The sequence below is a fragment of the Sphingomonas sp. P4_D12 genome (assembly GCF_056401895.1).
This window is the reverse complement of the sequence record NZ_JBFUIL010000002.1, coordinates 265043-278232: the sequence shown is the minus strand read 5'-3', so window position 1 is coordinate 278232 and position 13190 is coordinate 265043. Positions and strand designations below refer to the sequence as shown.

The following is a 13190-nucleotide window of genomic DNA, read 5'->3' as shown; positions in this document are numbered from 1 at the left end:
TTATATTTACAACATCTTCTCCCATGAATTCAGCACACCGCCATTGGACTTGAGCGCGTGATTCTGTCTACCAGCCGACCCGGAGTCTGACCGCTTTGCCAACATGCAGCCGCGGCGGACGATGGGGAGGAGCCGCGAATGATCGCACAAGCAATGCCGTCGGGCGCAGCCTTTCCTCGGCCGAGACATCGACCACTCAAGGGAGAGAGAATGAACCTGTTTCGCAGCCTCTGCGGCATGCTTCTCGCGCTGTGTCTTGCCCTACCCGCCTCTGCCGCCGAACTGCCGCGGATCGTCTCCAAGAACGGCCGGCACGCTTTGTACGTCGATGGCGCACCGTTCCTGATCCTCGGCGGGCAGGCGCACAATTCAAGCAATTATCCGGCCATGCTGCCCGAGGTCTGGCCGACGATTCGCGCCATTCATGCCAATACGCTCGAAATTCCGGTCGCCTGGGAGCAGATCGAGCCGGCCGAAGGCAAGTTCGACTTTTCGTGGGTCGACGCCCTGGTTCCGCAGGCCCGCGAGAACCATGTACGCCTGGTCCTGCTGTGGTTCGGGACCTGGAAGAATACCGGGCCGGGCTATGCGCCGGAATGGGTGAAGGCGGATTCGAAGCGGTTTCCGCACATGATGACCAAGGATGGCAAACAGCATTATGTTCATACGCCACTCGGCCGAAATACGCTCGAAGCCGATAAGCGCGCGTTCGTAGCGCTGATGCGCCACCTCCGCGAGATCGACCCGGATCACACCGTCATCATGGTGCAGCCGGAGAATGAAGTCGGGAGCTATGGCCTCGATCGCGACTATTCGCCCGAAGCCAACCGGCTGTTCGCGGCTCCTATCCCGGCAGAGCTCGCGCGGCGGACCGGGAAAAGCGGCACCTGGACAGAGGCGTTCGGCAAGACCGCTGCGCGAAACTTCACCGCTTGGTACCTCGCACGCTATATCGACGAGATCGCGGCTGCCGGGCAAGCCGAACTCAACCTGCCGATGTACGTCAATGCCGCGCTCAGCGACGCCTTTAACGACGCCGGAGGCAATAGCGGGCCCGATTGGGCAGTGATCGACATCTGGAAGGCCGCGGCTCCGCATATCGCGATCGAAGCGCCCGACATCTACGAGCGCAACTCGACGGCCGTTGCGGCATATATGGATCATTACGCGCGGACGGATAATCCGCTGTTCATTCCCGAAACGGGCAACGACTTGGGATTCGCGCGGTTTTTCTGGCTGGCGCTCGGCAAAGGGGCGATCGGCTGGTCGCCGTTCGGGATGGATCCGACCTTTTCCAATTTCCCGCTCGGCGGTCTGAACACACCCGAGAATCTCGAAGCCATCTCGTCCAAATTCGCGCTGATGGCGCCGATCGCACGGGACTGGGCTCGGCTCGCATACGACCATCCCACGGTCGGTTTCGCAAAGGGCGAGGACGTGTCGGATCAATCCGCGACCCTCGGCCGCTGGAAAATCACTGCGCAATATGGGCTGTGGGAGTTCGGGGGCCGCGATGCGCCGCCAAATCCCAACAAGGACCGTCCTGTTGGCGGCGCAGCCGTCATCGAGCTGGGGGCGGACGAGTTTCTGCTTGCCGGGTCCGACGTGCGGATCGCCTTCGGCGAAGCCGCTCCGGCACCCGATGGCGGTGGACGTTTCATGGTGGTCGAGGAAGGCACGTTCCAGAATGGCCGCTGGCTCATGAAGCGCCGTTGGAACGGTGACGAGGTAGATCACGGCCTCAACCTGACGAAGCCGACGCTGCTCAAAATACGGTTCGGCATCTCTCACTAATTTGTTTGCCAGAGCTGTTCGCCTTATCGCTCAAGTGCGACTGACCCTTCGGGACGATCTTCCCAATTTGTCGGCGAAAGGTTCCAACGTGATGAGTGATCAACCTATAATTCTGTCGGCTCCCATCAGCCGCGACTGTTCGGCCTGACGTCGCCGACGTGCATCCCCGCGAGCGGCGAGAACCGCTCGCCGTTGAGCGCGACTTTCAGGTCGTCAACTATACGCTCGATGCGCGCCGCAACTCTCAATTCGCGCGACGCGGATTCTTTCGCTTGGCCAGGATCAGCGTGCGTAAGCTCGCCCCGAGCATGACAGTCGCGCAACCGACCTCCGCCATAAACCCTGCACGGGCTACGCGGATAGAAACACCACACCGGGAATTGCCGTGCCATGGACGGCAGCACCGAGGCGTCCGTCCTTGCCCAGCGGGAGCCGAGCAACATTTCCCGACCGTTGGTTGGCGACCAGCATCTCTCCCCGCTCCTCGACCAACAGGAACAAGCGCGGACCTCGCCCGCCCGAGCCGACATGCTGAATGAAGGTCAATCCTCCGGCCGCGTCGATCGCGAACACCGCGATGCTGTCGTGGCCGCGATTGGAGACGTACAGCCGCGTGCCGCTGCTATTAAGCGCTATGTGGGCGGCGGTCGACGTTCCGACGAACGCTGCCGGCAAGGTGGAAACGGACGCTTTCGCGGCGAATGTGCCGTCGGGACGGGCCGTAAGGACCGTCACCATATTAGCCAGCTCGGAGACCAAATAGGCGATCCTTAGGCGCGGATGGCGCGCGAGATGGCGCGGGCCCGACCCCGCGGGTGCGCGGTAAGCGAGCGAACTGGAGATGATCGCACCCGATCGCTGATCCAATCTGTGCGCGAAGATCGCATCTGCACCCAGGTCGACGGCATGCAGCAGCTTCCCGCCCATCGCAAAACCCACCCAATGCGCATGCGCGCCCGCCTGCCGAGCGGGATTGGGGCCGCTACCGGTATGTACGATTAGGTGCGCTTGCTCAACTGGACGACCGGTGTCGCGATCGATCCGCCAAACGGCAACGCTTCCGCTGGAGTAATTGGCCACGGCCAGCATGCCCCCGTCAGGACTAAGGGCGGCATGGCAAGGATCGGCACCGAGCGTGGAGAAGTCCGCCAAAGGCCGCAAGCCTCGGTCGTAAATGCCGACCCGGCCCTTTTCCTGTTCGTCGAGCAGGTATCGAACGCCGCTCGCGCCCGCGCGCACGCCGAACGAAGCGTTACGGATTGTGCTCAACGGATGGCCCGCTACCCAGCCGCTCGAACTTGCCGTCAGCGGCACAAGACCGGGGCCACCTTCGCGAGCATAGGTTCCGGCGATCAGCTCGGCCGGACCTCGCGCCAGGAGCCTGGCAGGGAGCGCACCGAGCGCGATTGCGGCGCCGACGAGCGCGCGCCGGGAAAAGAGCAACGCAGGAGCCGCCGCCGCGATGCAGTCGCGCGATTCCTCGCCATGACTGGTTACTGCCAGATTTTGCGCGATGCCCACGATAGGTTTCCTCTCATTCGGGCCAAACCGGCTCCCTATTGAGAAGAGTCGGATTGGTTGGACAGGTTTTCAGCTATTCACGACGATTTCAGAGCCAGCAAGCCTTCCTCGTGGCGATCGAACGATATCTGTCATACAGCAACCCTCGGATAAAGCTGGCCTAACGACCAAACAGCATATCGGAGGGAAGGCGCATGCTGAAGGACATTGCCTGCGCGAGGACCGCGAACCGCACAGCGACCCGATACGGGCATGCGCCCCGATGACTCCCGAAGATATCCGCCCGGTCCTGTCGGCTATGTTCGGGATCGGCCTGTCCGTCGTCCTGATCGTCAAGGGCCGCCTTCACCCGTTCATCGCGCTGCTGTGCGGCGCGTGCGTCGGCATGTCGCCCCTCGCCACGGCGGCCGCGGTGCAAAAGGGCGGTGGCGACATTCTGGGCGGAACGGGTTTGGTGGTCGCGCTCGGCCTGTCGCTGGGCGCGATGCTTCAGCTATCGGATGGCACTGCCTCACTGGCGCGGGGCGGCCTGAAACTCGCGGGTAATGCCGGCGCCCCCGGGCGAGTTTGCTGGTCGCACCGGTCGTCGGCCTGCCGCTGTTCTTCGAGACGGGACTGGTGCTCCTGCTGCCCATCCTGGCAACCGCGGCGGCGAACCTTCCCGAGGGCAAGAACGGCGATGCCGGGAAATTACGGTTGATGCTACCGGTGCTCGCCGGTCTGTCCGTGGTCCATGCGCTCGTCCCCCCACATCCGGGGCCGCTTCTGGCCGTCACGTCCCTCAACGCCAATCTCGGGCGGACAATTCTCTATGGCCTAATCGTGGCGATCCCCACAGCGGTCATCGCGGGGCCGTTCCTGTCGCGGTTCGCCTCGCGCGGGATCGCGCTGACTGCGCCATCGATCGAGCTTGGCGCCCCCCTGCAAGCTGCACCGCCGCTGGGGTGTCGCTTGCGGTTATCCTGATGCCCGTCGTGCTGATCGCGGCGGGCCGGATACCAGCCTTGCTCCCAGCCAGCGCCGCCGCATCAGCCGGCTGGCTGACCTTCGCGAGCAACCCGGTCTTTGCGCTGCTCCTGACCAATATCGTGGCATCACCGCTGCTGTTCGGGCGGCGAGTTCGTGATGCGACGGTGCAAGCGACCATCTGGGCAGAGGTGATGAAACCGGCGGGCACGATCCTGTTGTCGATCGGTGGCGGCGGCGCGCTCAAACAAGTGCTGGTGAGCGCCGGACTGTCGGATCTGTTGGCCAGGGCCGCGGCGGGCGGCGCCTTGTCGCCGATCGTGCTCGCCTGGCTTGTCGCGGTGGGCATTCGGCTGGCGACAGGCTCGGCCACGGTAGCGACGATTACGACCGCGGGCATCATGACCGGGGTCGTCGCAAACAGCGGCACGTCGCCGGAATGGGTTGTGCTGGCGATCGGTGCCGGATCGGTGTTCTTCTCGCACGTCAACGATCCGGGCTTCTGGCTGGTAAAGGGATATCTCGGCACCAGTACGACCGACACGTTTCGCACCTGGTCGGTCTTGGAGACGGTCGTATCGGTGGTGGGCTTGGTCTGTGTGCTTGGCGGGAGCTACCTCCTGTGACCAGGCGGAATCGGATGGCACCGCCCAAAAGCCCGGAGCGGCAAGGATGAGCGAGGGCCGCCTCGCCGACCGCGCCTATACCGGCATCGTCGCGATCATCGATCAGGAGCATCTGGAGGTCGGCGACCGCTTGCCGTCGGAAGCGCGGTTGGCCGAGATGTTCGGCATGTCGCGCACGATCGTCCGCGAAGCGCTGGTCCGATTGGCCTCCGATGGCATCACCGAAGCGCGGCGAGGCGCCGGGTCGTTCGTCAAGCGGCGTCCGTCGGAGCGATTGGTCGCGCATATGCCGATGGAGGAGCTGTCCGCGACGCTTGGCAGCTATGAGGTGCGCTTCGTCTTGGAAGCGGAGGCGGCGAGGCTCGCGGCAGCGCGCCGGTCCGCCGAACAGATGCACGTCATCGAGTAGGAAATGACACGCCTGGAAAATGCCTTGCTGTCCAGCGGACCGGCACATCTGGAAGATATGACGCTTCACCGCGCGATCGTGCTCGGCACCTGCAATCCCGCCTTCGTCTCCGCGTTCGACCACATGTTCGCCAACATCGACCGGATCATGAAAGCGGGTGTCGACATATCCCGGTCGCGGCCGCCCGAGGCGATCAGCGCGATGCTGTCCGAACACCAGATGATCGTCGAAGCGATCCGGGTTCAGGACGCCGACGGTGCAGCGCTCGCGATGCGCTGGCATCTGTCGCAGGGGCGCAAGCGGTTGAGCCATAATACCCCACGTCCCAGGCGTCATGCTTGCCCCATATCCTCATCCCATCTGAGGGTATCCCGCCATAGCGCTCTCACCTCCCCTCCCCTCAATCGAGAGGTCGGCTTGGGTGGGCAATGCCGGCGCGTGATCTTCAGGGGCTAATCGGCTACCTGCTGCACGTCCATTTGCAGGACGTCGATCGAACCCTCGGAACGGTGAACATGTTGTTCGACCGACCCTTCGGCGATCCCCAGCAGCGGAAAATCGCACCCTATCGATGGGCGCCTCAGCAGATCCGCGAACAACGCCGCGCGCCGCGGGCTGAGCGCCGCCAAGTCGTCGCTCGTCATCAGCACACCGCCGCAGCCGGCGCCGAAATGCGCGAGCGTTTCGACCTGCTCGTCGGTCAGATAGTGGAAGCGGTCGCGGAGCAGTACGCAATCGGGGTCGGCCTGCCACAGCAAGCCGTTCGCATGGTTGCGGGTCTGAAGATCGCGCAGCAGGCTTTCGGCGGAATAATCGCCATTCCAGGTCACGCCGACGTCGCGGCCGATCCGCACCGCGTCGACCAGACCGACCGACGCCCAAAGCGGGCAACCGCAGCCGGCGATGATCACATCCTCACCCGCCGCCTCGCGCAGGATCGTCATCATGTGCCGCCAGATCGCGATGCGCGACAGGCCCTGTCGATGCCAGCGCGCCCGCTCGGGACCATATTCCGCGCCGTGCAGGAGGAAATCGGCCTTGATGTAGCGCGCGCCCCACTCGCCGACCCAAGTACTGATGACTCGGGCGAGATAGGCGGCGGCATCGGGATGGGTGACGTCGAGGACGTAATATTCCTCCGACCGTTTGTGCCAGCGGAATTCGCCATAGAATTCCATCGCGACGAGCGGCCCGCCCGTCGCGATGTCCTGCACCACCCAGTCCGGATGAGCGGCAAACAGCTTGCTGCGATTACCGACGAGCAGCGGCGCGATCCACAGGCCCGGGCGGAACCCGGCCGCCGCGACCTCATCGAGAAGCGGCTTCATGCCACGCGGGAATTGCGGCTTCACGTCAAGCCAGTCGCCCATTTCCGGGGTGAACCCGTCGTCGATCTGAAAAATCTCGAGCGGCACCTGATGCGCATCGCGATAGGTCCGTGCGCTTGCGAGATGCTCGCGGATCACGCTTTCGTCGATCGCCGCATAGAGATTGTACCAGGAGCACCAACCGATCAGCCGATGGTCGGGCACGCGCGGCGGTACCGGCGCGGCGGCGGCCACGCGCTGCGACCAGCAGCGTAGCGTCGGCTCGACCGCGTCGCCATCGAACAGATATAGCGTTTCGGCGCGGGTCTCGCCGGTGCGATCGAGCAGGGTCGCGACATCGATCGTCAGCATCTCGGTGGTGCCGCCGAACCCGAAGCGGGTCTGATAGCGGTCGTGCCGGTCGAAGCCGAGCAGCACCGCGCCCTCGCCTTCCGGCAGCAAGGCAGTCATCGCGAAGCCCAATGTCGGTGCCTTGGCCGGCGGGCTATCGCCAGGCGGCGTTCCGGGTGCGACGAAATAGGCGCCGTCCCAACTCTGATAGCCATTGCGCAGATAGCGCCGCACGCCCCGGACTTCCTCGAAGCGCAGCCCGATGCTGTCGATCGCGCGGTCGATGGCCGTCGCCGACACGTCGAGGCTGAGCGCGTCGCCATCATGGGCGATCGCTAGTGCGATCGATCCGCCGGCGTCGAGCGGCCAGACGATCCGGCCGGGCTCGACGATCGGCGTGCCATGCGGCGGAACCACGCCGTCGAGCAGCGGCTGCGGCGTCGAGAAGGCGATGCCCCGTCGGTCGAGATCAGCGAGCAAGCCGGATCTCCCGGCGCTCGTCGGCCGACTGGCGCGCGGCAAGCGCGAGCCGCAACGTCTCCGCGCCGTCGCGCAGGCTGATCGCTGGTGCGTGGTGTTCGCGGATCGCGCCGACGACGTCGGCAAGTTGCGCGGCGAAGGGATCGCTCGCGCCAGCGACGATCTCGGCCTCGGCCCCCTGCGCTGTCGGCATCAGCACCGCCTCGTTCCAGCTGGTGAACCGGCCGGTCATGCGTTCGGCATAGATCACCCATTCCTTGTGCCACAGACCCGGGATGGCGATATTCGAGGCATTGATCGTGGCGATGCGGCCATCGTCCCAGCCGAACAGGATCGCCGAGACGTCTTCGATGTCATAACCCGGCACGTCGCGATGGAAGAGGTTGGCGCGGCGCGCGGTCACCGTGTCGGGCTCGCCGATCAGATGACGGACGAGGTCGATCTGGTGGATCACCTGTTCGAGCATCTGGCCACCCGACTTCGCCTGTTCACGCCACCAGGGTGCGTGGAGCGCATTGCAATGATAGGCGCCGGCATAGAGCCCGACCGGACCGGTATCGATCGATCGCCAGCGCCGCACCGCTTCGCCGAACCGGTACATGAAGCCGATCGCCGCGACGACGCCTGCCGCTTCGGCCGCCACGACCATCCGGTCGGCCGCCGCCATGTCGAGCGCGATCGGCTTTTCGACCAGCAGGTGAATCCCACGCGACGCGGCATGCTCGATCTCGCCGTTGCGTACGAAAGGAGGCAAGGCCACGATCAGCAGGTCGGGTGCGACGGTGTCGATCATCCGGTCGAGATCGACAAAGGCATGTCCACCATATTCGCCGGCGAAAGCGTCGGTGCGCGCCTGGTCGCGACCGCAGCAGCCGACGAAGTCGAGCCCCAGCGCCTTGACCGCGGCGACGTGACGTGACGCGATGCCGCCGCAGCCGAGCAATGCCACCCTCATTGCGGGAACTCGATCATCGCCTGGAGCAGGCCGGGTTCGCCTGCGTCGAGCCGCGCGAACAGGTCGGGCGCCTGCTCGAACGGCGCAGTGTGCGTGATCAGCGGCAGCAGATCGAGCACCCCGCGATGCTGCAGCTCGATCGCGGTGCGCCACAGCCTCGGCTTCGACCAGCGATGCATCGCCTCGGGCGCGGTGCCCGAGATTTGCGAGCAGATCAGTTCGACGCGATTGTGGTGAAATTCCTCGCCGAGCCGGAGACCCGACACCTCGCCCTGGAAGAAACCCATCGCGACGACGCGCGAGGAATAGGCGACCGCGCGGATCGCCTCGGCAAGCGCCGGCGGCGCGCCCGACACTTCAATGCACGCGTCGGCTCCGCGGCCGTTGGTCATCGCCTTGATCGTCTCCGCGACACTTCCCGCTTTCGGATCAAGCGCGTCGTGCATCCCCAGCGACAAAGCGGTGGCGCGACGGCCGGGATCGGGATCGATCCCGATGACCCGCGCGCCGCTCGCCCGTGCCGCCTGGGCGACGATCTGACCGGGCACGCCAAGGCCGAACACCGCGACCGTGTCGCCGATCCGCAGCCGGGCGTCATGGACACCGTTGAGCGCGACCGCGCCGATATGCGAGAAGATGCCGATCCGCGGGTCGGCGTCGTCGGGCATCAGCCGATCGCGGGCATATTGGACGCTCGCGACGTGATGGGTGCGGTGGTTCCACGTGCCATAGACCCGCATACCCGGCCGCAAGTCCGCGACCGCGGTCCCGATCTCGACGATCTCGCCGACTTCCTCATAGCCGAGGTTGCGGACCGGATAGGGCCAGCTCGGCGCCTCGCCATCGACAAACAGCCGGCGCTGCTCGTCCCAGCGCCGCGCCATGAACGGGCTGGTACCGCGATACTGGGTCAGTTCGGTGCCGGCGCTGATTCCCGAAAACAGCGTCGCGATACGCACCTCGTCGGCGCCAAGAGGCGCGTCGGGCGTTTCCTCGAAACCGAGTTCGCGCGGCGCATTGAGCACGAGCGCAATGGTCATTCGACTATTTCCTCAGCGGTAGCGGGTTCGCGATTGGCCTCGACCGCGGCCCGGGTCATGCCGCGCGTCGCGAGCAGGATGACGACGGCGAGTGCATACAGTGCGGCAAGCGATCCGAGCGCTGCCGCCATGCCCAGCGAGTTGGAGGCACGCGCGATGAACAAGGGCGCGACACCCGCACCAACGAAGCCACAGGTCGTCATCATGCCGACCGCGGTCGAGCGCGCATGCGGCGGTACGACATCGTGCATCGCCGCATAGATGCAGCCGTCGAACAGACCCTTGCCCAATGTCGTGCCGATCAGCACCAGCGCGACTTCGAACCCCGAGGTCGCCCAGGCCATCGGTGCGAGCAGCAAGGCAGCGATCACCAGCCCGATTGCCAGCGTATAGAAGCGCCCGATCGGCGAGCGCCGCGCCAGTACGTCAGCCAGCAGGCCGCCGAGCGGCACCGCCACGAAGCCCGCGATGTTGATGCTCGCGGAGCCATAGAAAGCCGATCCTGTCAGGCTTTCGCCAAGCTTGTCGTGGACGAAAGTCGGCGCCCAGACGGTCACGCCATTGGCGACGCCATTGGCAAGGAAGAACACGGCCAGCAGCATCAGCGCAGGCTTGATCCGGAGCACCACGCCGTAAGGCTCTTCGTTGCGGTCGCGTTCGGCCTTGGTGTGGCGGATCGGCGCGTCGCGCAGCGTGCGGACCAGCACGATCGCCCAGACCAGTCCCAGTGCGGCGAACACCAGGAACGGCGCGCGCCAGCCGAAATGGTCGGCGATCACGCCGGCGAGGATTGCCCCGAGCCCCGACCCCGCGAACACCGCGGTCTGGTGAATCGACAGCGCCCGGCTGCGCATCCCCGGGCCATGCCAGTCGCCGATCAGCGCGGTGGCAGTCGGATAATAGGTCGATTCTCCGAAGGCGACGACTGCGCGCAGGCCCAACAACATCACGAACCCAGTCGACAGCGGCACCATGCCTGTCGCGACACTCCAGAAGACGAGGCCGTAAATCACCACGCGCGTGCGCCGCGCGCCGTCGCCGAGCCGGCCGGTGAACAAGGCCGCGGCGGCGTAGCACCAGAAAAACACCGAGGAGATCAACGCGAGCTGGGTATCGCTCAGCCCGAACTCGGTGCGGATCGACGGCATCACCGCGACGATTACCGAGCGATCGGCGGCGTTGAGGAACGCCACCACCCAGAGTAGGGCGATCAGCAGCCATGGGTAGCTGGACGGAGCCACGCGCACGCGTGGTGGGCTGGTCGCCATGGGCAATCCTCTCAAGCCTTCGCGTCGATCAGGATCGCGCGAAAGTCGTTCACATTGGTCAGGGTCGGGCCCGATACGATCAGGTCCCCGATCCCATCAAAGAACAGATAAGCATTGTTGGCCGCAAGGTATGCTGCGGGGTCGAGTCCGGCATCGCTCGCCCGCGCCAGCGTGTCCGGTGTGATGATCGCGCCCGCCGCATCCTCGGTCCCGTCGATCCCGTCGGTGTCGCAGGCCAGCGCCCAGATGCCCGGTGCGCCGTCGAGTGCGATGGCGAGGGCGAGCAGATATTCGAGGTTGCGCCCGCCGCGCCCGTCCTTGTTGACCACCGTCACCGTAGTCTCGCCGCCTGATAGGATCACGCGTCGCGCGCCGTCCTGCGCCAGCCGCCGCGACAAAGCGGCGTGCGCAGCGCCGAGGTGCCGCGCTTCGGCCTGGATGTTGTCGCCGATATCGGTGACCTGATAGCCCTTGTCGCGCGCCAGCCGACCGGCGGCAGCGAGCGCGTCGCGGGCACGGGCGATCACCAATGTCTCGCTGCCGGCGATGCCCAGGCTGTCGGCCGAGGGCGTCTCGTTGGCCGGATCGTTCAGTGCCGCGGCAACCTGCGGCGATGGGTCGATGCCGTAGCGCTCGATGATCTCACGCGCCATGTCGAGGTTGCTCGTGTCGGCGACGGTCGGCCCCGACGACACGAACGACGGATCGTCGCCCGGGACATCGGAAATGATCCAGGTGGTGACGGCGGCCGCACCTGCTGCCACCGCAAGGCGACCGCCCTTGACCAGCGACAGATGCTTGCGGACGCGGTTGATCTCCTCGATCGTCGCGCCCGATTGCAACAAGGCGCGAGTGATCGTCTGTTTGTCGGCGAGGTCGAGCCCGGGCGCGGGCGCCGCCAGCAGCGCCGATCCGCCACCCGACAACAGCACCAGCAGGCGATCGCCCGCATCGAGCGTATGCGCGATCTCGAGTGCGCGAAGCGCTGCGCGCACGCTGTTCTCATCGGGATAGGGATGACCGGCCTCGATAATCTCGACCCCAGGCCACGACGTCCCGGCGGGCACATGGCCGTGACGGGTCACCACCAGCCCCTCGACCCCGCGGCCCTTCGACCTCGCCTGAGCGACGCGCATCATCGCCGCGGCGCCCTTGCCGACCGCGATCACCACGGTCCGCCCATGCGGCGACACCGGAATCGCCGGCGGCATTGCCGCATCCGCCGACACCGCTCGCACGGCTTCCGCGAACAAGGCGAGCAGGTCGTTGCGCTGGGCCGCGCCGCCGGTGGCGGTCAGGGCAGACTGGTCGTTGATAATCCCCTCCTTGGCGCTGACGCTCGCTCGTTCGGCGTCGTCTTGCCAAGGGTTGGCCGTTCCCTTTGAACCCGCCAAGCCCGGATTGATGGAACGCTGTGTTCCGTCAGGCGCAACTGTCAGTGCAGATCCCAGGACAAAGTCGGGCGAAGATGCTCGACCAGATAATCGATCAGCGTACGAACGCGGACCGGCACGCCCTTGGGATCGGCGAACAAAGCGAAGAAGGTGAGATCGCTCGCCTGCCAGCCGGGCAGCACCTCGACCAGCCGTCCCTCGGCAAGATCGCGCTTGCACAGGAACGCCGGCAGATTGGCGATGCCGAGCTCGGCCAGCGCTGCGTCGCGCAGCAATATCATGTCGTTGCACAGCAACCTGGGGGTGAACTCGACGGTCACTTCCGTACTGCCGTTGCGCAGGGTCCAGCGATGGCGCCGATCGGCCTCCCCCGCAGCGAGCAGGTCGAACCGTGGCAAGTCGACATGGCTTTGCGGTCGGCCATAACGCTCGAAATAGCCAGGCGAGGCGAAGGCGCCGCAGCCGGTGGTGCCGAGCTTGACCGCGATCAGCCCGCTGTCGGCGAACGGCCCGATCGCGAGCGCAACATCGAACCCCGATCGTAACAATCCGACCGCGTCGTCGCTCAGCACCGCGACCAGCCGGACGTCGGGATAGTTCTGCAGGAATCCGGCGAGCAGCGGCCCTACCAGGCTTTGCCCGAGCACATAGGGGATCGCGATCCGGACGACGCCTTGCGGTACCCGCGCCTGGCTCTGCAATGCGCGCTCGCCGTCGCGCAACACGCCGATCGAGCGCAGGCAATATTCGAAAAAGGTCGCGCCGTCCTGCGTCACCGTCACCGCGCGGGTCGAACGGTGAAGCAGCTGCACGCCGAGATGTTCCTCGAGCCGCGACAGCCGCCGACTGACAGTGGATTTGGGCAAGCCGAGGAGCTTGCCGGCGCGTGTCAGGCTTTCGGTTTCGACCACTTTGGTGAACACCATGAGATCGCCGAGATCGAGCATCCGGCAACGGCTAGGTTATTGTTGCATCCTGCGCAACATATCGTTGCGACATAACGGGCTTCCGGCGACGGCCGGCAACCAGCAGGCTTTAGGGGTCAAATGGCGCGATAACAGCGCCCGCACCGCAAGGTG

General features: G+C 65.5%; 8 protein-coding genes and 2 pseudogenes. 3 read left to right on the top strand and 7 right to left on the bottom strand.

The genetic code is table 11. The features are described 5' to 3' along the window. Positions 1 to 210 precede the first annotated feature (210 nt). Complete coding sequence (locus tag AC1DSD_RS03870; protein ID WP_478028621.1) at positions 211 to 1794, top strand: DUF5597 domain-containing protein; 1584 nt, start codon at positions 211 to 213, stop codon at positions 1792 to 1794. A gap of 351 nt (positions 1795 to 2145) precedes the next feature. On the opposite strand, the gene AC1DSD_RS03865 is transcribed toward AC1DSD_RS03870, so the two are convergent. Further along, positions 2146 to 3315 (bottom strand): lactonase family protein, encoded by a 1170-nt coding sequence (locus AC1DSD_RS03865; RefSeq protein ID WP_478028620.1) that lies wholly within the window; start codon positions 3313 to 3315, stop codon positions 2146 to 2148. Positions 3316 to 3577: 262 nt separating this feature from the next. Between AC1DSD_RS03865 and AC1DSD_RS03860 the strand changes: the two are divergent. Both AC1DSD_RS03860 and AC1DSD_RS03855 read left to right on the top strand, forming a co-directional pair. Further along, positions 3578 to 4907: pseudogene (locus AC1DSD_RS03860) on the top strand (GntT/GntP/DsdX family permease). A gap of 46 nt (positions 4908 to 4953) precedes the next feature. Next, positions 4954 to 5622: pseudogene (locus AC1DSD_RS03855) on the top strand (FadR/GntR family transcriptional regulator); the annotation flags it as partial. Between the two features lie 146 nt (positions 5623 to 5768). Here the strand turns inward: AC1DSD_RS03855 and AC1DSD_RS03850 are convergent. The 6 genes from AC1DSD_RS03850 to AC1DSD_RS03825 are packed head-to-tail and all read right to left on the bottom strand — an operon-like array spanning position 5769 to position 13058. Beyond that, positions 5769 to 7454 (bottom strand): glycoside hydrolase family 36 protein, encoded by a 1686-nt coding sequence (locus tag AC1DSD_RS03850; RefSeq protein ID WP_478028619.1) that lies wholly within the window; start codon positions 7452 to 7454, stop codon positions 5769 to 5771. Next, the gene (locus AC1DSD_RS03845; RefSeq protein WP_478028618.1) at positions 7444 to 8409 is read right to left on the bottom strand and encodes a Gfo/Idh/MocA family protein; all 966 of its coding nucleotides are present in this window, start codon (positions 8407 to 8409) and stop codon (positions 7444 to 7446) included. Before AC1DSD_RS03845 ends, AC1DSD_RS03850 begins: the two co-directional genes overlap by 11 nt. Continuing rightward, entirely contained in the window at positions 8406 to 9449 is a 1044-nt protein-coding gene (locus tag AC1DSD_RS03840; RefSeq protein WP_478028617.1) for a zinc-dependent alcohol dehydrogenase, read from the bottom strand. The genes AC1DSD_RS03845 and AC1DSD_RS03840 overlap by 4 nt, the downstream gene beginning before the upstream one ends. Next, positions 9446 to 10717 carry an MFS transporter gene (locus tag AC1DSD_RS03835; protein ID WP_478028616.1) on the bottom strand — a complete coding sequence of 424 codons (1272 nt, stop codon included), beginning with the start codon at positions 10715 to 10717 and terminating at the stop codon, positions 9446 to 9448. Before AC1DSD_RS03835 ends, AC1DSD_RS03840 begins: the two co-directional genes overlap by 4 nt. An 11-nt stretch (positions 10718 to 10728) precedes the next feature. Next, the gene (locus AC1DSD_RS03830) at positions 10729 to 12111 is read right to left on the bottom strand and encodes a glycerate kinase type-2 family protein (RefSeq protein ID WP_478028615.1); all 1383 of its coding nucleotides are present in this window, start codon (positions 12109 to 12111) and stop codon (positions 10729 to 10731) included. A gap of 41 nt (positions 12112 to 12152) precedes the next feature. After that, entirely contained in the window at positions 12153 to 13058 is a 906-nt protein-coding gene (locus AC1DSD_RS03825) for a LysR family transcriptional regulator (protein WP_066806501.1), read from the bottom strand. Positions 13059 to 13190 lie beyond the last annotated feature (132 nt).